This window comes from Pseudomonas poae RE*1-1-14 (assembly GCF_000336465.1).
Taxonomy (GTDB): Bacteria; Pseudomonadota; Gammaproteobacteria; order Pseudomonadales; family Pseudomonadaceae; genus Aquipseudomonas; species Aquipseudomonas poae.
Window position 1 is genome coordinate 631,721 of the sequence record NC_020209.1, and the last position, 21,045, is coordinate 652,765.

20 protein-coding genes are annotated in these 21,045 nt (G+C 61.7%); 16 read left to right on the plus strand and 4 right to left on the minus strand.

Annotated elements, in window-relative coordinates; translation table 11 throughout:
• Nucleotides 1-9 precede the first annotated feature (9 nt).
• The gene (locus H045_RS02885) at nt 10-1,635 is read right to left on the minus strand and encodes a glucan biosynthesis protein D (protein ID WP_003231325.1); all 1,626 of its coding nucleotides are present in this window, start codon (nt 1,633-1,635) and stop codon (nt 10-12) included.
• A gap of 336 nt (nt 1,636-1,971) precedes the next feature.
• Between H045_RS02885 and H045_RS02890 the strand changes: the two genes are divergently transcribed.
• The 16 genes from H045_RS02890 to H045_RS02970 all read left to right on the plus strand — a co-directional run bounded on the left by H045_RS02890 (nt 1,972) and on the right by H045_RS02970 (nt 18,959).
• Nucleotides 1,972-2,679, plus strand: coding sequence for a tellurite resistance TerB family protein (locus H045_RS02890; protein WP_015371377.1), 708 nt, complete (start codon nt 1,972-1,974; stop codon nt 2,677-2,679).
• A 356-nt stretch (nt 2,680-3,035) separates the two neighbouring features.
• Nucleotides 3,036-4,658: a methyl-accepting chemotaxis protein gene (locus tag H045_RS02895; protein ID WP_015371378.1), complete on the plus strand. Its 1,623-nt coding sequence runs from the start codon at nt 3,036-3,038 to the stop codon at nt 4,656-4,658.
• Nucleotides 4,658-5,170, plus strand: coding sequence for a chemotaxis protein CheW (locus H045_RS02900; RefSeq protein WP_015371379.1), 513 nt, complete (start codon nt 4,658-4,660; stop codon nt 5,168-5,170). Before H045_RS02895 ends, H045_RS02900 begins: the two co-directional genes overlap by 1 nt.
• On the plus strand, nt 5,167-6,438 hold the full coding sequence (locus tag H045_RS02905; protein WP_015371380.1) for a CheR family methyltransferase: 1,272 nt from the start codon (nt 5,167-5,169) through the stop codon (nt 6,436-6,438). Before H045_RS02900 ends, H045_RS02905 begins: the two co-directional genes overlap by 4 nt.
• Nucleotides 6,435-7,136: a chemotaxis protein CheW gene (locus H045_RS02910; RefSeq protein ID WP_015371381.1), complete on the plus strand. Its 702-nt coding sequence runs from the start codon at nt 6,435-6,437 to the stop codon at nt 7,134-7,136. The genes H045_RS02905 and H045_RS02910 overlap by 4 nt, the downstream gene beginning before the upstream one ends.
• A complete protein-coding gene (locus H045_RS02915) occupies nt 7,133-9,412 on the plus strand; it encodes a hybrid sensor histidine kinase/response regulator (RefSeq protein WP_015371382.1) in 2,280 nt (759 codons plus the stop codon). Before H045_RS02910 ends, H045_RS02915 begins: the two co-directional genes overlap by 4 nt.
• Nucleotides 9,409-10,419 (plus strand): chemotaxis response regulator protein-glutamate methylesterase, encoded by a 1,011-nt coding sequence (gene cheB / locus H045_RS02920; protein ID WP_003231317.1) that lies wholly within the window; start codon nt 9,409-9,411, stop codon nt 10,417-10,419. The genes H045_RS02915 and cheB overlap by 4 nt, the downstream gene beginning before the upstream one ends.
• A 51-nt stretch (nt 10,420-10,470) precedes the next feature.
• Nucleotides 10,471-11,472 (plus strand): diguanylate cyclase, encoded by a 1,002-nt coding sequence (locus tag H045_RS02925; protein WP_003231316.1) that lies wholly within the window; start codon nt 10,471-10,473, stop codon nt 11,470-11,472.
• Nucleotides 11,473-11,766: 294 nt separating this feature from the next.
• A protein-coding gene (gene prfB / locus H045_RS24135) for a peptide chain release factor 2 (RefSeq protein WP_122457926.1) occupies nt 11,767-12,862 on the plus strand; the annotation gives its coding sequence in 2 pieces (ribosomal slippage) (nt 11,767-11,838 and nt 11,840-12,862; 1,095 coding nt in all).
• Between the two features lie 98 nt (nt 12,863-12,960).
• Entirely contained in the window at nt 12,961-14,463 is a 1,503-nt protein-coding gene (gene lysS, locus H045_RS02940; protein WP_015371384.1) for a lysine--tRNA ligase, read from the plus strand.
• Nucleotides 14,464-14,570: 107 nt separating this feature from the next.
• Nucleotides 14,571-15,287 (plus strand): TetR/AcrR family transcriptional regulator, encoded by a 717-nt coding sequence (locus H045_RS02945; RefSeq protein ID WP_080627506.1) that lies wholly within the window; start codon nt 14,571-14,573, stop codon nt 15,285-15,287.
• Between the two features lie 128 nt (nt 15,288-15,415).
• Nucleotides 15,416-15,964 (plus strand): lipoprotein, encoded by a 549-nt coding sequence (locus tag H045_RS02950; RefSeq protein ID WP_015371385.1) that lies wholly within the window; start codon nt 15,416-15,418, stop codon nt 15,962-15,964.
• Nucleotides 15,965-15,985: 21 nt separating this feature from the next.
• On the plus strand, nt 15,986-17,263 hold the full coding sequence (locus H045_RS02955) for a flavohemoglobin expression-modulating QEGLA motif protein (RefSeq protein WP_015371386.1): 1,278 nt from the start codon (nt 15,986-15,988) through the stop codon (nt 17,261-17,263).
• A gap of 52 nt (nt 17,264-17,315) precedes the next feature.
• Nucleotides 17,316-18,221 (plus strand): alpha/beta hydrolase, encoded by a 906-nt coding sequence (locus H045_RS02960; RefSeq protein WP_015371387.1) that lies wholly within the window; start codon nt 17,316-17,318, stop codon nt 18,219-18,221.
• Nucleotides 18,218-18,544 (plus strand): PA3694 family proteiin, encoded by a 327-nt coding sequence (locus H045_RS02965; protein WP_015371388.1) that lies wholly within the window; start codon nt 18,218-18,220, stop codon nt 18,542-18,544. Before H045_RS02960 ends, H045_RS02965 begins: the two co-directional genes overlap by 4 nt.
• Before the next feature lie 124 nt (nt 18,545-18,668).
• On the plus strand, nt 18,669-18,959 hold the full coding sequence (locus H045_RS02970) for a hypothetical protein (RefSeq protein WP_015371389.1): 291 nt from the start codon (nt 18,669-18,671) through the stop codon (nt 18,957-18,959).
• A gap of 49 nt (nt 18,960-19,008) precedes the next feature.
• On the opposite strand, the gene lptF is transcribed toward H045_RS02970, so the two are convergent.
• The 3 genes from lptF to H045_RS02985 form a co-directional block, all read right to left on the minus strand.
• The gene (gene lptF, locus H045_RS02975; protein WP_003231302.1) at nt 19,009-19,794 is read right to left on the minus strand and encodes a lipotoxin F family OmpA-related lipoprotein LptF; all 786 of its coding nucleotides are present in this window, start codon (nt 19,792-19,794) and stop codon (nt 19,009-19,011) included.
• A 55-nt stretch (nt 19,795-19,849) separates the two neighbouring features.
• Nucleotides 19,850-20,275 carry a DUF4398 domain-containing protein gene (locus H045_RS02980; protein WP_003231300.1) on the minus strand — a complete coding sequence of 142 codons (426 nt, stop codon included), beginning with the start codon at nt 20,273-20,275 and terminating at the stop codon, nt 19,850-19,852.
• A gap of 270 nt (nt 20,276-20,545) precedes the next feature.
• Entirely contained in the window at nt 20,546-20,893 is a 348-nt protein-coding gene (locus H045_RS02985) for a hypothetical protein (protein WP_003231297.1), read from the minus strand.
• Between the last annotated feature and the right edge of the window lie 152 nt (nt 20,894-21,045).

The window sequence follows — 21,045 nt, forward strand, 5'->3', positions numbered from 1 at the left end:
ATCGGCGCCTCACGTGTACTTGCGTTTGTCCGGCGCAGGCGGGAAGTACTGGTACAGCCATGTTTCACTCAAGGTGCGGTCCTGGGTGCGGATAAACAGGCGCAGCTCCACCGGCTCCACGCTGTCGCTGGTGGGGTACCAGTCGAACAGGATGCGGTAACCCTTGATGTTGTCGAGCACCAGCACGCTGAAATCCTTCACCTCACCATGGGAGCAGGTCACCACTGGCTCGATGCCGGTGCCGGCCGGCAGGCGGTCCAGGCCGCCGCCCTTGAAGTCCACTGCAAAGCGCCGCGCCCACACTTCGGGGTAATGCTCGCCGGGTGCCCAGCCTTCGGTAAAGCCGCCCATGCCGGAACGGGTGGCGTCGACCTGCGCCAACGGCGTGCTGACCGGGGGCAGGGCGCTCCAGTACAGTTTGTAGCCATAATTGAGGGAGTCACCGGCAGCGACGGGCTTTTTCGGGGTCCAGAAGGCCACGATATTGTCCAGGGTCTCTCCGGTGGTGGGGATTTCCAGCAGGTCGATCGAGCCTTCGCCCCAGGCGGTGGTCGGTTCCACCCACAGGCTTGGACGCTTGCTGTACCAGTCCACGGTGTCCTGATAGCTGGCGAACTCGTGGTCGGTCTGCACCAGGCCAAACCCTTTTGGGTCGGTGTCGGCGAATGCGTTGAATTGCAGCTTGGCCGGGTTGTTCAGCGGGCGGCACACCCACTCGCCGTTACCGCGCCACATCGCCAGGCGGTCCGAGTCGTGGATTTGCGGGTGAATGGTGTCGCACATGCGCCGTTCATGGGTACCACAGCTGAACATGCTGGTCATCGCCGCGATGCCCAGTTGTTCGATGGCGGTACGCGCGTTGATATGCGCGTCGATCGCCATCACCACCTGGTTGGCCTGACAGTCGATATCGAAGCGATAGGCACCGGTGGCGCTCGGCGAGTCGAGCAGGGCGTAGACCACGAAGCGCGTGGCGTTCTTCTCCGGGGTCTCGAACCAGAACTGGGTGAAGTCGGGGAATTCCTCGCGCTTTTTCGCGTAGGTATCAATTGCCAGGCCGCGTGCCGAAAGGCCGTACTGGCCGGTGGAGTCCACCGCGCGGAAATAGCTGGCGCCCAAAAACGACAACACGTCATGACGGTCCAGCTCCGGCGCCTTGAACAGCTTGAAGCCGGAAAACCCCAGGTCACCGGTCAGTTGTTTGGTGTCCACCGTGGTCTTTTCATAGTTGAACAGTGAGGGGCGGAAATGCACCTCACGAGCTTCGCGGGTCTTGGGGTCGACGCTGTGCATGCGCACCGGCGTCTTGAAGCCCATGCCAACGTGGAAGAACTGCACATCCAACTGGCCGTTCAGTTCTTTCCAGAGCGAATGATTGCCGTCGTAGCCAATCGCGTTGAAATTTTGCGGGGTCATGGTCGCCAGCGTGGGCGGCAGCACCTGCCGGGTGTCTTTGTAGGCAGAGCCCGCGAGCTGTTTAGCCTGGGCCTTGAGCGTTTCAAAATCGAATGCCACGGCCTTGCCATCGGCGGCACGGTTACCGGCCCAGGCCTGAGCGGCCAGCAGGCCACTGGCCGACAAACCGGTGTAAGCCGCAATGGCCATGGACGCTTTGAGCAAATTCCTGCGATGCATAGAGACAACCTGTCGTGAGCAAATCCCGCGCCGTTCCTGGCACGTAATGGATCAGAAATAACGGTTCGGACATGCCTTCGGCCAAACGCAACGGACATTAAACAGACGCCGGATAGCTTAAGCGGTTCGATGAACAAGGAAAATTGATGGATGGCACTGTGCCTGCTTCGCATGTGCGACAAGACATTTCCAAGTTAGCAGGCGGGCGACTGTAAAGCTTCAAAGTACAAGTGGGGTGTTACATCTGGAAGCACTCTAGCGGGCAATAAATTTGGCGCTTGGTTTTACGCTGGGGTCTGTTTGTCCTGTGTACCCCCTAGTGCCTGGAGGCTATTTATGAATACCCGTGGATTGCTCGATCAGTTGCTTAAGTCTGGTCAGGACATGTTGCAGAAAAAGGCGGGCGGTCAGCGCAAGTCGGATGAAAAGGGCGCCCTGGATGGCCTGCTCGGCAGTGGCGGCCTTGGCAGCTTGCTCGGCGGGGCCGGCGGTGGCGCGTTGGCGGCGGGCGCCATGGGCCTGCTGATGGGTAACAAGAAGGCGCGCAAATTTGGCGGCAAGGCGCTGACCTACGGCGGGCTGGCTGCCTTGGGCGTCATCGCCTACAAGGCGTATGGCAACTGGCAGGCGCAGCAGGCCAGCGCGCCGCAGAGCGAACCGCAGACCATCGACCGCCTGCCGCCGGCCCAGGTCGAGCAGCATAGCCAGGGCATCCTCAAGGCACTGGTCGCCGCCGCCAAGGCCGATGGGCATGTGGATGAGCGCGAGCGCGCGCTGATCGAAGGCGAGTTCACCAAGCTGGACAACGACTTCGAGCTGCAAAGCTGGCTGCACGCCGAACTCAACAAACCCCTGGACCCCGCCGATGTAGCCCGCGCCGCAGGTACTCCAGAAATGGCCGCCGAGATGTACATCGCCAGCGTGATGCTGGTGGACGAGGAAAACTTCATGGAAAAGTCATACCTCGACGAACTGGCCCGCCAGCTCCGGCTGGAGCCCGGCCTGAAGTCCGAACTGGAGAAACAGGTGCGTCTGGCCCAGTAAATACAGGCGGTACGCAAATCAAGATATAGGAGGCCCGGTTTCTTGTGGCGAGCGGGCTTGCCCCGCGTTGGGGTGCGAAGCGCCCCCAATCAAGAAACCCTAGGTATACCTGATACTACGCGGAGGCTGGTTTTGGGGCTGCTGCGCAGCCCAACGCAGGACAAGCCTGCTCGCCACAGGGAATCTGCGCGTGACTGAACGGTATTAGGTCAAGCCCGTTCGCCACAGCAATGAGGTTGCCTGAGCCAGTCAGTCAGTACCTTTGATACAAACACACCGGCATCGCAAGCAACCCCCCTCGCACATTCCGCTCAGCTATACTCCCCTCCATTTGAACGGCCCTTCGAGGAATTACTGTGAAGAACTGGACCTTGCGCCAACGGATTTTGGCGAGCTTTGCGGTCATTATCGCGATCATGTTGTTGATGGTCGTGGTGTCCTACTCACGGTTGCTGAAGATCGAAGCCAGCCAGGAAGCCGTCAGGGATGATGCGGTGCCCGGGGTCTACTTAAGCTCGATGATCCGCAGCGCTTGGGTCGACAGCTATTTGCTGACGATTGACATCATCGGCCTGCGCGAGGAAAAGACCCTCACCAATACCGACAAGAACGACTACAAGTCCTTCGAAGCGCGTATCGAGCAGCAGATGGCCAACTATGAAAAAACCGTGCATGAACAGGCTGACCGCATGGAGTTCGACAACTTCAAGGCCGCGCACATCAATTACAACAAAGTGCTGGACCAGGTGCTGGAACGCGTTGAAGCCAACGACCTGCCCGCTGCCAGCGTGTTGCTCGAAGAGCAATTGACGCCCATCTGGACCGAAGGGCGCATGAAGCTCAACGACATCATCACTGAAAACAAGAACGTGGCCGACCGCGCCACGGCCGCCATTGATGAGTCCGTGATGTCAGCCAAGATCAGCATGGTGGTGTCGCTGATCATCGCCGTCCTTGCGGCTGGGTTGTGTGGCCTGCTGCTGATGCGCGCAATCATGGCGCCGATGAAGCGCATCGTCGAGATCCTCGAAACCATGCGCACGGGTGACCTGAGCATGCGCTTGAACCTGGAACGCAAGGACGAATTCAACGCGGTGGAAACCGGCTTCAACGACATGATGACCGAGCTGACCGCCCTGGTGTCCCAGGCCCAGCGCTCCTCGGTGCAGGTGACCACCTCGGTGACCGAGATTGCCGCCACCTCCAAGCAGCAGCAGGCCACCGCCACCGAAACCGCTGCCACCACCACCGAAATTGGCGCCACGTCGCGGGAAATCGCCGCCACGTCCAAGGATCTGGTGCGCACCATGACCGAAGTCTCCACCGCCGCCGATCAGGCCTCGGTGGCTGCCGGCTCCGGCCAGCAGGGCCTGGCGCGCATGGAAGAAACCATGCACTCGGTGATGGGCGCCGCTGACCTGGTGAACGCCAAGCTGGCGATCCTCAATGAGAAGGCTGGCAACATCAACCAGGTGGTGGTGACCATCGTCAAGGTCGCCGACCAGACCAACCTGCTGTCGCTCAATGCAGCCATCGAGGCCGAGAAGGCGGGCGAATACGGGCGCGGCTTTGCCGTCGTAGCCACCGAAGTACGACGCCTGGCCGACCAGACCGCCGTGGCCACCTACGACATCGAGCAGATGGTGCGCGAGATCCAGTCGGCGGTGTCCGCTGGCGTGATGGGCATGGACAAGTTCTCCGAAGAAGTGCGCCGCGGCATGTTCGAAGTGCAGCAGGTAGGCGAGCAACTTTCCCAGATCATCCATCAGGTACAGGCGCTGGCGCCGCGGGTGTTGATGGTCAACGAGGGCATGCAGGCCCAGGCCACCGGCGCCGAGCAGATCAACCACGCGCTGGTGCAGCTCGGCGACGCCAGCAGCCAGACCGTGGAGTCCCTGCGTCAGGCCAGCTTTGCCATTGATGAATTGAGCCAGGTTGCGGTGGGTCTGCGCAGCGGCGTGTCGCGTTTCAAAGTCTGATGAGCGACCTCGCGGCTAAACGCGGCGCCGTTACGGCAGCGAAAAAGGCGTTGTTCCTGCTGTTCCACATCGGCAGTGAACGCTTTGCCCTCAAGGCCACCGAAGTGGCCGAGGTATTGCCGCGCCTGCCACTCAAGCCCATCGCCCACGCGCCCGTCTGGGTGCCCGGCATTTTCGCCCATCGCGGCGCGCTGGTGCCGGTCATCGACCTGAGTGCGCTGACCTTCGGCACCGCCGCCCAGGCCCGCACCAGCACGCGGCTGGTGCTGGTCAATTACCAGCCGCAACCCTGGGCCGAACCGCGCCGGCTGGGGTTGATTCTCGAACAGGCCACCGACACGCTGCGCTGCGACCCCGCCGAATTTCAGCCCTATGGCCTGGACAACCGCCAGGCGCCCTACCTGGGGCCGGTACGCGAAGATGCGGCGGGCTTGACGCAATGGATTGGCGTGAATGATCTGCTGACCGAAGACGTGCGTGCCTTGCTGTTCTCTGCCGAGTTGAGCCTATGAGCAACGACCCGCGCTTTTTTGCCTATTTGAAAGAACGCATCGGCCTGGACGTTGCCTCGGTGGGCGAAGCCATTATCGAGCGTGCCGTGCGCCAGCGCAGCCAGGCGGTGCAGGCGCAGACGGCGGATGATTACTGGCAGCACCTGCAACGCTCCCACGACGAACAGCAGGCGCTGATCGAAGCGGTGATCGTCCCCGAGACCTGGTTCTTTCGCTATCCCGAATCCTTTGCGACCCTTGCGCGGTTGGCCAAGGCGCGTCTGGACGAGCTCAATCAGTTGCGCGCCTTGCGCATTCTGAGCCTGCCATGCTCCACCGGCGAGGAGCCCTATTCGATCGCCATGGCTTTGCTCGATGCAGGCCTTGCGCCGCATCAGTTCAAGGTGCAGGGCATGGATGTCAGCCCGCTGTCGGTGGAACGCGCCCGGCGCGGCGTGTACGGCAAGAATTCGTTTCGCGGCGGTGACATCGATTTTCGCGACCGCCACTTCAGCGAACAGGCCGATGGTTACCACATAGCAGACCGCGTGCGCGAACAGGTGCGCCTGCAAGTCGGCAACCTGCTCGACCCGGCCCTGCTCGCCAATGAGTCAGCCTATGATTTCGTGTTCTGCCGCAACCTGCTGATCTACTTCGACCAGCCGACGCAGCAGCAAGTGTTCGATGTGCTCAAGGGCTTGACCCACCTGGACGGGGTGCTGTTCATCGGCCCGGCCGAGGGCAGCCTGCTGGGGCGCCACGGCATGCGTTCGATTGGCGTGCCGCAGTCGTTTGCCTTCAGCCGCCACTCGGAACCGGTCAAGCCTGCGCCAGCATTTACACCCACGCCGCCTCCCGTGCTTGCACGCAGCGCCGCTCCGATGCCGGTGCCGATGCCGATCAAGCCGCGACCGTTCAGCACGGCCAGCGCTCAGGTGGTGCCGATCAAGGCACCGCCCTCCGACACGGCCGACTTGCTCAGCCAGATCGCCACCCTGGCCAACGCTGGCAAGAGCGCCGAAGCCCGCGCCGCCTGCGAACGCTACTTAAGCAACCACCCGCCGGCCGCCCAGGTGTTCTATTGGCTGGGGCTGCTCAGCGATGTGGCCGGCAGCGCCCTGGAAGCCCAGGGTTATTACCGCAAAGCCTTGTACCTTGAACCCCAGCACCCGCAGGCCCTGATGCACCTGGCCGCGTTGCTCGAGTCCCAGGGCGACAGCGCGGGTGCGCGGCGCCTGCAGGCACGTGCCGCGCGCAGCGAGCGAGCTGACAGTGAGTCCAAACGATGAGTAGCACCAAGGCGCTCGACACCGCCGGCCTGGACCTGACCCTGGCCGATACCCAGGCCATCGACGATTGCTGGAACCGCATCGGCGTCCATGGCGACAAGTCCTGCCCGCTGCTGGCGGAGCACATTCACTGCCGCAATTGCTCGGTGTATTCGGCCGCCGCCACGCGGTTGCTGGACCGTTACGCCCTGCAACAGGAGGACCGCCGGCCGGTGGCTGCGGCCGAGGTCGATGAAGATGTCGTCACCCGTTCCCTGCTGATGTTCCGTCTCGGCGAGGAATGGCTGGGCATTGCCACCCGCTGTCTGGTGGAGGTGGCACCGCTGCAGCCGATCCATTCCCTGCCGCACCAGCGCTCCCGTGCGTTGCTCGGCGTGGCCAATGTGCGTGGCGCGCTGGTGGCGTGCCTGTCGTTGGTCGAACTGCTCGGCCTGGATGCCACCAGCGCCGGGGCGACAGGCGGGCGGATCATGCCGCGCATGCTGATCATCGCCGCGCAGGATGGCCCGGTGGTGGTGCCGGTGGATGAGGTCGACGGTATTCATGCGGTCGATGAGCGCACGTTGAAAGCGGCATCGGCTTCCGGCACCCAGGCCAGCGGACGCTTCACCCAGGGTGTTCTGCAGTGGAAGGGCCGCAGCCTGCGCTGGCTGGACGAGGCACAATTGTTGTCCGCCGTGACCCGGAGCCTCACATGACCCCCGACCAGATGCGCGACGCCTCGCTGCTGGAACTGTTCAGCCTGGAAGCCGATGCGCAGACCCAGGTGCTCAGCGCAGGCCTGCTGGCCCTGGAACGCAACCCCACCCAGGCCGACCAGCTCGAAGCCTGCATGCGCGCCGCGCACTCGCTCAAGGGCGCCGCGCGCATCGTCGGGGTGGACGCCGGGGTCAGCGTGGCCCACGTGATGGAAGACTGCCTGGTCAGTGCCCAGGAAGCGCGCCTGTACCTGCAACCCGAACACATTGACGCGCTGCTGCAGGGCACCGACCTGCTGATGCGCATCGCCACGCCGGGCAACGACGTTTCGCCTGCCGATATCGCAGCCTATGTGGCGTTGATGGAGCGGTTGCTGGATCCGTCGCAACCCTCGGCGAAAATCGCAGCGCCATCCGAGCCAGCTCCGCCTCCGATGCCCGTGGTGGAAACCTTGCCGCCCGAGCCTGAGCCTGCACCGCCCGCTGTCAGCGAGCCCGCGCGCCAGGGCAAGCGCATGACCGAAGGCGGCGAACGCGTGCTGCGTGTCACCGCCGAGCGCTTGAACAGCCTGCTGGACCTGTCCAGCAAATCCCTGGTGGAAACCCAGCGGCTCAAGCCGTACCTGGCCAGCCTGCAGCGTCTGAAGCGCATCCAAAGCCAGGGCGTGCGGGCGCTCGACTCCCTGGACGGTCAGCTCAAGACCCTGAGTCTGAACCTCGAAGCCCAGGAAGCCCTGGCCGATACCCGTCGCCTGCTGAGCGAAGCCCAGGCCCTGCTGGCGGAAAAAACCGCCGAGCTGGACGAGTTCGGCTGGCAGGCCGGGCAGCGCGCCCAGGTGCTTTATGACACCGCGCTGGCCTGCCGCATGCGCCCCTTTGCCGATGTGTTGACGGGGCAGGCGCGCATGGTCCGCGATCTTGGCCGAACCCTGGGCAAGCGGGTGCGTCTGGAGATCGAGGGCGAAAAGACCCAGGTCGACCGCGACGTGCTGGAAAAGCTCGAAGCGCCGCTCACTCATTTACTGCGCAATGCCGTCGACCATGGCATTGAAATGCCCGAGCAGCGCGTGCTCGCCGGCAAGCCCGCCGAGGGCCTGATCCGCCTGCGCGCGTCTCATCAGGCCGGTTTGCTGGTGCTGGAGCTGAGCGACGATGGCAATGGCGTCGACCTGGAGCGCCTGCGTGGCAGCATCGTCGATCGTCACCTGTCGCCGCTGGAAACCGCGTTGCGCCTGAGTGAGGAGGAGCTGCTGACGTTCCTGTTCCTGCCGGGCTTCAGCCTGCGCGACAAGGTCACCGAAGTGTCCGGGCGCGGGGTCGGCCTGGATGCGGTGCAGCATATGGTGCGGCAACTGCGCGGCGCGGTGGTGCTTGAGCAGACCGCGGGGCAGGGCAGTCGCTTCCACCTGGAAGTGCCGTTGACCCTGTCAGTGGTACGCAGCCTGGTGGTTGAAGTCGGCGAAGAGGCCTACGCGTTTCCGCTGGCCCACATCGAACGCATGTGCGACCTGGCCCCCGACGATATTGTGCAACTGGAAGGTCGCCAGCACTTCTGGCACGAGGGCCGGCATGTCGGCCTGGTCGCCGCCAGCCAGTTGCTGCAGCGCCCGCCGGGGCAGAATAACGACGAAACGCTTAAAGTCGTGGTGATCCGCGAGCGCGACGCGGTGTACGGGATTGCCGTGGAGCGCTTTATTGGTGAACGCACGCTGGTGGTACTGCCGCTGGATGATCGCCTCGGCAAGGTCCAGGATATTTCCGCTGGCGCCTTGCTCGACGATGGCTCGGTGGTGCTGATTGTCGATGTGGAAGACATGCTGCGCTCGGTGGACAAACTGCTCAACACCGGTCGCCTGGAACGCATCGCCCGGCGCAGCCAACAGGCCACCGAGGCGCCGCGCAAGCGCGTGCTGGTGGTCGATGACTCGCTTACCGTGCGTGAGCTGCAACGCAAACTGCTGCTGAATCGTGGCTATGAAGTGGCCGTGGCGGTCGACGGCATGGACGGGTGGAACGCCTTGCGTTCCGAAGACTTCGACCTGCTGATCACAGACATTGATATGCCTCGTATGGACGGTATCGAATTGGTCACACTCCTGCGCCGAGACACGCGCCTGCAATCGTTGCCGGTGATGGTGGTGTCCTACAAGGACCGCGAAGAAGACCGACGTCGAGGACTCGACGCCGGCGCCGACTATTACCTGGCCAAGGCCAGTTTCCATGATGACGCCCTGCTTGACGCCGTGGTCGAACTGATCGGGGGCGCCCGGGCATGAAGATTGCCATCGTCAACGACATGCCGCTCGCCGTCGAAGCCCTGCGCCGCGCCCTGAGTTTCGAGCCGGCGCACCAGGTGGTGTGGGTGGCCGGCAATGGGCTGCAGGCGGTGCAACGCTGCGCCGAACTGACCCCGGACCTGATCCTGATGGACCTGATCATGCCGGTGATGGACGGTGTGGAAGCCACCCGGCTGATCATGGCCGACAACCCCTGCGCGATTCTGCTGGTGACCGTCGACCGCCAGGCCAACATGAGCCGCGTGTTCGAAGCGATGGGCCATGGCGCCCTGGACGTGGTGGACACCCCTGCGCTGGGCGTGGGCAACCCCAGGGACGCAGCCGCGCCGTTGCTGCGCAAGATCCTCAATATCGGCTGGCTGATCGGTCAGCGGGGCAGCCGCGTGCGCGCCGAAACCGTGCCCCAGCGCACCATCGGCAAACCCCACAGCCTGGTGGCCATCGGCTCCTCGGCCGGCGGCCCGGCTGCCCTGGAAAGCCTGCTCAAGGGATTGCCGCAGGACTTTCCCGCCGCCATCGTGCTGGTGCAGCATGTGGATCAGGTATTCGCCGCCGGCATGGCCGAATGGCTAAGCAGCTCCTCCGGCCTGCCGGTGCGCCTGGCCCGGGAAGGCGAGCCGCCACAAAGCGGCGTGGTGCTGCTGGCTGGTACCAACCATCACATTCGTCTGTTGAAGAACGGCACACTGGCCTATACGGCAGAGCCGGTGAACGAGATTTACCGGCCATCCATCGATGTATTTTTTGAAAGCGTGGCCAGCCACTGGAGTGGCGATGCCGTCGGCGTATTGCTGACCGGCATGGGGCGCGACGGCGCACAGGGACTTAAATCAATGCGTGAACAAGGCTATTTGACCATCGCCCAAGACCAGCAGAGTTCGGCGGTGTACGGCATGCCCAAAGCGGCGGCGGCGATTGAAGCCGCTGTTGAAATTCGCCCACTGGACAGGATTGCGCCCCGGTTGCTGGAGGTCTTCGCAAAATGATCAATGCCCCAGTCAACACCGGCCTGCAGGTGGTAATTCAGGTAACTGCATATGAATGAATTACAGATCGACGACATCAAGACCGACGAAAACGCCGCCATGGTGTTGCTGGTCGACGACCAGGCCATGATTGGCGAAGCCGTGCGCCGCGGTCTGGCCCATGAAGAGAACATCGACTTCCATTTCTGCGCCGACCCGCACGAGGCGATTGCCCAGGCGATCCGCATCAAGCCGACGGTGATTTTGCAGGACCTGGTGATGCCGGGCCTGGACGGTTTGACCCTGGTGCGCGAATACCGCAACCACCCGGCCACGGCGAACATCCCGATCATCGTGCTTTCCACCAAGGAAGACCCGTTGATCAAGAGCGCCGCGTTTGCCGCAGGGGCCAACGATTACCTGGTCAAGCTGCCGGATAACATTGAGCTGGTCGCGCGTATTCGCTATCACTCACGTTCCTACATGACCCTGTTGCAGCGCGATGCTGCCTATCGCGCGTTGCGCGTCAGTCAGCAACAGCTGCTGGACACCAACCTGGTGCTGCAACGCCTGATGAACTCCGACGGCCTCACCGGGTTGTCCAATCGCCGGCATTTCGACGAATACCTGGAGCTGGAGTGGCGCCGCGCCATGCGCGATCAGACCCAACTGTCGTTACTGATGATCGACGTGGATTTCTTCAAGACCTACAACGACAGCTTCGGCCATGTCGAGGGTGACGAGGCCCTGCGCAAGGTCGCCGCCACCATCCGCGATGCCAGCAGCCGTCCTTCGGACCTGCCGGCGCGCTACGGCGGTGAAGAGTTCGCCCTGGTGCTGCCGAACACTTCGCCGGGCGGCGCACGGCTGGTGGCTGAAAAGCTGCGCATGGCTGTCGCCGCATTGAAAATTCCGCACATCGCGCCCACTGAAGGCTCGAGCCTGACCATCAGCATCGGCCTGTCCACCCTCACACCGGTGCAAGGCACCGATTGCCGGCAGTTGATCATGGCGGCGGACAAGGGGTTGTACATGGCCAAGCATAATGGGCGTAATCAGGTGGGGATCGAATGATCTGAGTGCGCCGCAAATCAAAGTGTGGGAGGGAACTTGCTCTAATGCCAGTCAGTTAAGCGCAGATCCCTTGTGGGAGCGGGCTTGCCCGCGAAGGCGGTGGGTCAGTCAGTATCAATGCTTGCTGAACTACCGTCTTCGCAGGCAAGCCAGCTCCCACATTTGATCTTCGTCGCTTTGAGCATTGCGTGCGCTTAATGGAACCCTGCCTTTTCGCCAAGCGGGCTGCCGTTCACCCCCGTTTGCCGTTATACTCGCCGGCTTTCAAAAGTTCGCCAACGAGTGCTGCCCGCCATGGAAATCAACCCGATCCTTAACACCATCAAGGACCTGTCCGAGCGCTCCGAAACTATTCGGGGGTATCTTTGACTACGATCAAAAGCATGAGCGTCTGACCGAGGTCAATCGCGAGCTTGAAGATCCGAGTGTCTGGAACAAACCTGAATACGCCCAGGAGCTGGGCCGCGAGCGCTCGGCGCTGGCGCAGATCGTCGACACCCTCGACGAACTGAACACCGGCCTGGGCGATTGCCGTGACCTGCTGGACATGGCCGTCGAGGAAGACGACGAAGGCGCAGTGGGCGATGTCGTCGCCGAGCTGGCCCGTCTCGAGGAAAACCTCGCCAAGCTTGAATTTCGCCGCATGTTCAGCCATGAAATGGACCCGAACAACGCCTACCTGGACATCCAGGCCGGCTCCGGTGGCACCGAGGCCCAGGACTGGGCCAACATCCTGCTGCGCATGTACCTGCGTTGGGCCGACAAGCGCGGTTTCGACGCGACCATCATGGAGCTGTCCGCCGGTGAAGTTGCCGGTATCAAGGGCGCCACCGTGCACATCAAGGGTGAATACGCCTTTGGCTGGTTGCGCACCGAGATCGGCGTGCACCGTCTGGTGCGCAAGAGCCCGTTCGACTCTGGCAACCGCCGTCATACCTCGTTCTCGGCGGTGTTCGTCTCGCCGGAGATCGATGACAAGGTGGAAATCGAGATCAACCCGGCCGACCTGCGCATCGATACCTACCGTTCCTCCGGTGCCGGTGGTCAGCACGTAAACACCACCGACTCGGCCGTACGGATCACCCACGTACCGACCAACACCGTGGTCAGCTGCCAGAACGAGCGTTCCCAGCACGCCAACAAGGACACCGCCATGAAAATGCTGCGGGCCAGGTTGTACGAGCAGGAAATGCAGAAGCGCAACGCCGCTTCCCAGGCGCTGGAAGACACCAAGTCGGATATCGGCTGGGGTCATCAGATCCGCTCCTATGTGCTCGACGCGTCGCGGATCAAGGATCTGCGCACCAATATCGAACGCAGCGACTGCGACAAGGTGCTCGACGGTGATATCGACGAATACCTGGAAGCCAGCCTGAAATCCGGCCTGTAACACCCTGTGTGGGAGCGGGGAGGACGCCTGGTCCTTGCCCCGCGATCCCCAGGCCGCAGGCCTCGGGGCAACGAACCTGTGATGGAAATTTTAAAGACATGAGCGACCAAGAACTCGACCCGCAAGCCCTGCAACAGGAAGAAAACTCCCTGATCGCCCTGCGCAAGGAAAAGCTTGCTGCCGAGCGCGCCAAGGGCAATGCCTTCCCCAACGACTTCCGCCGCGACGACTACTGCGATGCCCTGCAGAAGCAGTACGTGGACAAGACCAAGGAAGAGCTGGCAGAGGCTGCGATCCCGGTCAAGGTGGCAGGTCGCATCATGCTCAACCGTGGCTCGTTCATGGTGATCCAGGACATGACCGGGCGTATCCAGGTCTACGTCAACCGCAAGACCCTGCCTGAAGAAACCCTGGCTTCGGTAAAAACCTGGGACATGGGCGACATCATTGCCGCCGAAGGCACCCTGGCCCGTTCCGGCAAGGGCGACCTGTACGTCGAAATGACCAGCGTGCGTCTGCTGACCAAATCCCTGCGCCCGCTGCCGGACAAGCACCACGGCCTCACCGACACCGAGCAGCGTTATCGCCAGCGCTACGTTGACCTGATCGTCAACGAAGATGTGCGCCAGACCTTCCGCGTGCGCTCGCAGGTGATCGCCCACATCCGCAGTTTCCTTGCCAAGCGTGACTTCCTCGAAGTCGAAACCCCGATGCTGCAGACCATTCCCGGGGGCGCCGCAGCCAAGCCGTTCGAGACGCACCACAACGCGCTGGACCTGCCGATGTTCCTGCGCATCGCGCCTGAGCTGTACCTCAAGCGTCTGGTGGTCGGTGGCTTTGAGAAAGTGTTCGAGATCAACCGCAACTTCCGTAACGAAGGCGTCTCGACCCGTCACAACCCTGAATTCACCATGTTGGAGTTCTACCAGGCCTACGCCGACTACGAAGACAACATGGACCTCACCGAAGAACTGTTCCGCGAGCTGGCGCAGCTGGTACTGGGCAGCACCGACGTGCCGTACGGCGACAAGCTGTTCCACTTCGGCGAGCCGTTCGTGCGCCTGTCGGTGTTCGACTCGATCCTCAAGTACAACCCCGAGCTGACCGCCGCCGACCTCAACGACATCGACAAGGCTCGCGCCATCGCCAAAAAAGCCGGCGCCAAGGTGCTGGGGTTCGAAGGCCTGGGCAAGCTGCAGGTGATGATTTTCGAAGAGCTGGTGGAGCACAAGCTGGAGCAGCCGCACTTCATTACGCAGTACCCGTTCGAAGTGTCGCCGCTGGCCCGTCGCAATGATGACAACCCGAACGTGACCGACCGTTTCGAGCTGTTCATCGGCGGCCGCGAAATCGCCAACGCCTACTCCGAGCTTAACGACGCGGAAGACCAGGCCGAGCGCTTCATGGCCCAGGTGGCCGACAAGGACGCTGGTGACGACGAGGCCATGCACTACGACGCCGACTTCGTGCGTGCCCTGGAATACGGTATGCCGCCCACCGCCGGTGAAGGTATCGGCATCGACCGTCTGGTGATGCTGTTGACCAACTCGCCGTCGATCCGCGATGTGATCCTGTTCCCTCACATGCGGCCGCAAGCCTGACCGAAGTGAAATCCTGAGCCGCCTTTTATAAGGCGGCTTTTTTATGTGGCGTTTATAAGCGTCAAGCAAACAGCGCCAGGTTTTAATCAAATCCAAGGATGTGTGTGGTGAACCGTGTAATGGCTCAAGAAGGCGCCGCCGGCATTGCTGCTGCCGTGGCTGAAAGTGTCCAGTACCAGGGCCGCAAGGCCAGTCGTCGAGGCAGCGAACAGCGCCGGCAGGAGATTCTCGATGCGGCCATGCGCATCGTCGTGCGTGAAGGCGTGCGGGCCGTGCGCCATCGCGCCGTGGCAGCGGAGGCGGGCGTGCCGCTGTCAGCCACCACCTACTATTTCAAGGACATCGATGACCTGCTCACCGACACCTTCGCCCAATACGTCGAACGCAGCGCCGCGTTCATGGGCAAGCTGTGGGTGCGCAACGAAGGACTGCTGCGCGAGATGGTCGCCTATGGTGACGGCAGCCCGGCATCACGCTCGCAACTGGCCGATGACATTGCGCGGCTGACGGCGGACTATGTGCAGCGCCAACTGAGCAACCGGCGCGACTATTTGATGGCCGAGCAGGCGTTTCGCCAGGAAGCGCTGTTAAACCCGCGGCTGGCCGAGCTGGTGCGTTCCCACCAGCAGATCCTGTTGCAAGGCACCGGGCAGTTTTTCCAGGTATTAGGCTCCCGCGAGCCGCAGCAGGATGCCAAGGTGTTGACGGCGATTATCAGTCGGATGGAATATCAGGGCCTGTTGGGCGGCGCAGAGCCGCTGACCGGTGACGAGATGCTTGAGATACTAAAGCGTTACATGCATTTGGTGCTGGCCTCGGTGTAGCCATGCCCATGTGCGATCCGCTTTATGTGGGCGCTGGCTTGCCTGCGATGCAGAGTCCCGCGTCATTCAGGCAAACTGCGGTGATGCTGTCGCAGGCAAGCCAACTCCCACCCTTGATGGAGTACGCAATGAAAGCCTGGCGTGTCGCGGTAATTGCCTTGTCGTTCCTGCTGCTCAGCGGTTGCCTGGTGACCTTCAAAAGCCCGCTGCCCACGCGCGAGACGGCGCCCAACGAGCTGCTGGGCAAATGGGTGAGCAAGAATGCCTGGGGTGAGCCGCTGAACCTGCAGATTACCCGCGCCGGTGAACAGCGTTACAAAGCCGTGAGCTATCCTTCGGCCAAGCCGGGGCAGCGTGATGAATACCTGTTCAGCGTGTCGCGCCATGGCAATCGCTGGTACTTGTCGGCGCCGCTGCCGGCCAAGCTGGGCGGGCATTTCATCCTGGCCGGCTTCGAGTTCAACGAAAAGCACGAATTGGTGGTCTACAACCTCGACCTTGAGCAGATCCATCAGGCGATGGAACAAAAGACGCTGCAAGGCACTGCCGTGCAAACCGTCGAGGGTGACGGCGTGCTGATCGACAGCCCCATTGACCAGGTGTTTGCCTACCTGGATGACCCGGCCAACGCCGATGTATTCGTGCAAGCCGTGCGCTACCGGCGCGCGGGCAAATAACGTTTAAAGAGGAAGCACCGGGTGGACGATTACCAGCAGACGATACGCACGTTGTCCGATCGCATTGTGCTGGCGCAAACACCGATTCGCGTGCTCGATGCCGTGAAGTGGGACGAGAACATTCGCCAGGGATTTCTCAAGGCCCAGGGCAAGGAGATGCCCGCTGTTAACCGCGACTATTACCTGAACCGGCCATTGGCGTTCGATTCCAGCGCGGTCAAGCTGGAGTTCCAGAACATCGAACGCGACATCACTCGCCGCCTCGGCCAGTTCAGCCCGGTGGGGCAGATCATGCGTCGCATGTGCCGCGAATACCGCATGGTGGTGCGCATGCTGGAAGCGCGCGGCACCGAGGACTTCGGCTTGATCTCCCAGGAGCTCTACGGTGCCGCCTCCGATGCCTTCCACGCCGGCGACCCCACCCTGGCCGATCTGGGCCTGATGCTCTCCGACTACCTGAACAATATCGACGGGCGCGGCGACCTCAAGGACGAAGCCAAGACCCTCACCGCCAAGGACGCGGTGGCCCTGCTGCAAACCCGCTTGAACAAAGTGTTTGGCGAGGCCGAAGAGACCATTCGCGTGTTCGAGTCCGATGGCATCGTCGCCGACGCCGCAGCGGGCGCCGACTACATCAAGATCCGCGCCGACGCGATGTTCAACGAGCGTGATGTACGCGCCCTGGAAGTACACGAAGGCCTGGTGCACGTGGGCACGACCCTCAATGGCCAGAACCAGCCGATCTGCACCTTCCTGTCCAAGGGCCCGCCGTCGTCCACCGTGACCCAGGAAGGCCTGGCGATCCTGATGGAGATCATCACGTTCGCCTCCTACCCCAGTCGCTTGCGCAAACTGACCAACCGCACCCGTGCCATCCACATGGTGGAGGAGGGCGCGGACTTTTTGCAGGTGTTCGAGTTCTTCCGCGAGCAAGGCTTCGAGATCGCCGACAGCTATGGCAACGCCAGCCGGGTGTTCCGTGGCTCAGTGCCGAACGGCCTGCCGTTCACCAAGGACCTGTCCTACCTCAAGGGCTTCATCATGGTCTACAACTACATCCAGCTCGCCGTGCGCAAGGGCAAGCTGGAGCAGGTGCCGCTGCTGTTCTGCGGCAAGACCACCCTGGAAGACATGCGCACCCTGCGCCAACTGGTGGACGAAGGCCTGGTGGTGCCACCCAAGTACCTGCCCGAGCAATTTCGTGACATGAACGCCCTGGCGGCGTGGATGTGCTTTTCCAACTTTCTTAACCACCTGAGCCTGGACCGGATCGAAGCGGATTACTCCAATATCCTGTGACCGAACCCTGAAGAAATCGATAAATTTCAGCCAAATCAAGAGGTTTCAACGGATGAGAATCCTCGGCATCCTGTGCCTGCTGCTCACCTTGAGCGGCTGCAGTTCTCTGCTGTTCTACCCCGAACCCGGCCTGCCGTTCACGCCGGAAAAAGCCCATCTGCGGTACCGCGATGTCACCCTTACCACCGCCGACGGCGTGAAGCTGCACGCCTGGTGGCTGCCGGCCAAGGCGGGTGTGCCGCTCAAGGGCACGGTGCTGCATCTGCATGGCAACGGCGGCAACCTGGCCTGGCACCTGGGGGGCAGTTGGTGGCTGCCCGAGCAGGGTTATCAGGTGCTGCTGCTGGACTACCGTGGATACGGGCTGTCGCAGGGCAAGCCCTCGTTACCGGCGGTCTATCAGGATGTGGATGCCGCCTTCAACTGGCTCGACCAGGCTCCCGAGGTTCAGGGACGGCCACTGATCGTCCTCGGTCAGAGCCTCGGCGGTGCGCTGGCGGTGCACTACCTGGCCGCGCATCCGCAGCGCCAGTCTCAACTCAAGGCCCTTGTGTTGGACGGCGTGCCCGCCAGTTACCGTGACGTAGGGCAATTCGCCCTGAGCACGTCCTGGTTAACCTGGCCGCTTCAGGTGCCGTTGTCCTGGCTGGTGCCGGATGCTGACAGTGCGATCACGGCCATGCCTGGGCTTACCGGCGTGCCCAAACTGCTGTTTCACAGCCTGGACGACCCGATTGTGCCGGTAGCCAATGGTATCCGCCTGTATCAGGCGGCTCCGGCGCCCAGGGTGTTGCAATTGACCCGTGGGGGGCATGTGCAGACCTTTGCCGACAAGACCTGGCAAACCGTGATGCTGCGTTATCTGGACGACCCGCAGCACTTCAATGGCCTGCGCCGGCTGGGTGAAATTCCGAACTACCCTGTCCCTCAAGTCGATTCGTCAGAGACGCCGCAATGAGCGAGGAACGCAACCTGATCCCGCTGATTCTCACGGGCATCGGCACCATCATCGGTACGGTCGGCTGCCTGTGGTATTACGGCTACCTGCACTTCGCCAAGCCCGAGGACGCGTTACTGCTCAGTGACTTCACGCTGCTCAAGACCGTACCCGGCGAGGACTATAAGGTGTCACTGACGCCGGCTGCCCAGGTGGCGCAGTGCGTCGAGGGTGTGCTGGTGATGTTTGATACTGAGCACAAAGGCTTGAGTGGCGTATTGGTGAACAACAAAAAGCAGGCTGTTCGTTGCATGGGCCAGGAAACACCGACAATGCGCGAGTAAGTGCTCTTCACCTAAATTGCCCGATTCCAGAAATATCTGGAACGGTATTGCGTAAGACGCCACTGAGTGACGTGTCAGTGTTGCTGGCAGACAACTTACGTATATCGATTCTGGGAGCGTGAACATGATTGGTGGAATGGACGGAATTGGCGCGATCGCCAAGATGATGGAACTGGCCCAGGGCGCAGAAAAGCTGGGTCAGGGTGGTGCGCAAGGTGGCCAGGCGAAACAGGACCCAATGAAAATGCTCATGGAGATACTGTCCAAGGCAATGGGCGGTGCGCAGGGCGGTGGCTCTGGAGGCGCTGAAGGCGGCCAGATGGACCAGGAGATGCTCGATAAAATGATGGCCGGTCGCCAAGGCATGGAGGCGATGATGCCGGAGAGCGACAACGGTCGTAAGATCGAAGTCTGATCAATAAAAAAACCCACCGAAAGGTGGGTTTTTTTGCAGCGTCAGTCGATCAGTTAGCCATGGAAGAACGTGGCTTGACCGGCTGGTTGTCGTTGGAGATGGTCACTTCAACACGACGGTTCATGGCGCGGCCCGATGCGCTGCCGTTATCGGCAACCGGGTATTCCTTGCCGTAACCCTGGGTCACGATGCGCGAGATGTCCACGCCTTGCTGAGCCAGTGCACGCTGTACGGAAGCCGCGCGGCGCTCGGACAGGCTCTGGTTGTACGAGTCCGAACCGGTGCTGTCGGTGTAGCCTTCGACGATGACTTTACGGTCCGGGTTGTCGCGCAGGAACTGCGCCAGCTTGGTGATGTTGACCAGGCCGGTGGATTTCAGGTCGGACTTGTTGGTGGCGAACAGCACGTCACCGAAGGTCACCAGCGTGCCACGGTCGGTTTGCTTGGCATTCAGGCTGTCCTGCAACTGCTTGATCTGTGCATCACGCGCATCCAGCAGAGCACGGGCACGGTCGTCGCCAGCGTTTTTCAGCTTGGCTTCGGATTCACGCAGGGAAATGGTGTCTTTGGCCACTTCAACACGCTGGTTGGTCAGGTAGGCCAGCTGGTCGACTTTCTTCTCGTCTTCCTTGTCGCGGTACGCCTTGTCAGCCTTGTCCAGCCATTCGCTGGCGTCTTTGGTTTCAAGCGCGGCCAGCTTGGTCGCTTGCGGATTGGTTTGCAGGGCCGTGAAGTTGGTCCGTGCGTTTTCCAGGTTCGCGTTCGGCGGGGTGGAGCAGGCCGCCAGAGCAACGCTCATCGCCAGCAGGGCAGGGATCATCATTTGTTTACGCATAATCGTGTCGTCCTTTCAATTCGATAACAGGTGCAATGCAGTGAGTAGCAATGGCTTACTTCTGCTGGATAACAGCCGGGCGCATGCCTTCTCGGCGCAGATCGTCAACCGCCTTCTGGGAATCCTTCACAGCCTGTTCAGCTTTGGCAGCCTGAGCCTTACGCTCGGCGACGCGGGCATCCCATTCGGCTTGCTCAGCCAACTGACGCGCCTTGTCGTAGTTCTTGTCGTGCATGGCGATTTCAGCTTCTTTGAGCTTGTCTTGGGCCGCTTTCATTTCCACGGCCGCAAACTCGGTGCCGCCGGCGCTGACAGCGCTGTTCACCGCAGATTGGGTCACCGCGTACTGCTCGGTCGGAGGGTTGCCGGCGCAGCCCGCCAGAACGAAGCTGGTGCCGATTGCCAGCGCGGCCAACTTCAGCCCGCGCAGAGGGTTAAACGAGGATTTGGCAGTGCTGGTCTTCATGGTCTTCAACTCCATTGGATAACTCCTGAAAAATATCAAAATCCGGTTCACTGGTTCAGCGGTAGGGGCCTGCGGTGAAAAATCGACATGCCCTTTAAAACGACCGTTCCAAGTGATGGCTTACTGGTTGTGACCGGAGGCTTTTTTTAAAAGTTCAGCGGAGATGGCGATTTGCCTAAAAAAATATCTGACTGAATGGTCAACCCTGAAAACTTGGAACTTTGACGGCGCGCAGTGGTACTCAGGGCCTGCTTGAGGCCCGGAATACCAGGGTTTTCTTCCAATTCAGGAGGGCTTCGATTGATCGCCGTCGGCGGATAGATCATGCAGAAAACGACGCGACAGCTCGAGAAAGCGTGGCGTGGGGCCGACGTCTTCGTACAACGGGTCGCCTTCCTCGTCAGTGGCAACCACGTGCTGGCCCTTGACGTAGGGAAAGCTCGCTTCCAGTTCTTCGAGGGCTGCGCCGATCAATTCGCCGAGCAATTCCTCGGTTTGGCGCTTGGGGTACATTTCAGCGATGGCCGAGAGTCTTGCCGCAGCCTCCACGTCCAGGTGAATCGCATACTCGGTCTTGGTCAATCGGCCTGTGGCGGTTTCTTCCCAATGCTGGGCCAGATCTCGAATTTTCATGGCTACCTCAATAAAGCCTGTGTTTGCAGGCGGTGATGGGCGTCCAGCCGACGGCGTGAGTAAACCCGGCGACTCATGGCTTGAGACTCGCGGCGAGCGCCAAGGTTTAAAGTGTCTTGTCAGAAACCGGCGCGAGCGGCACTCTGCAAAAC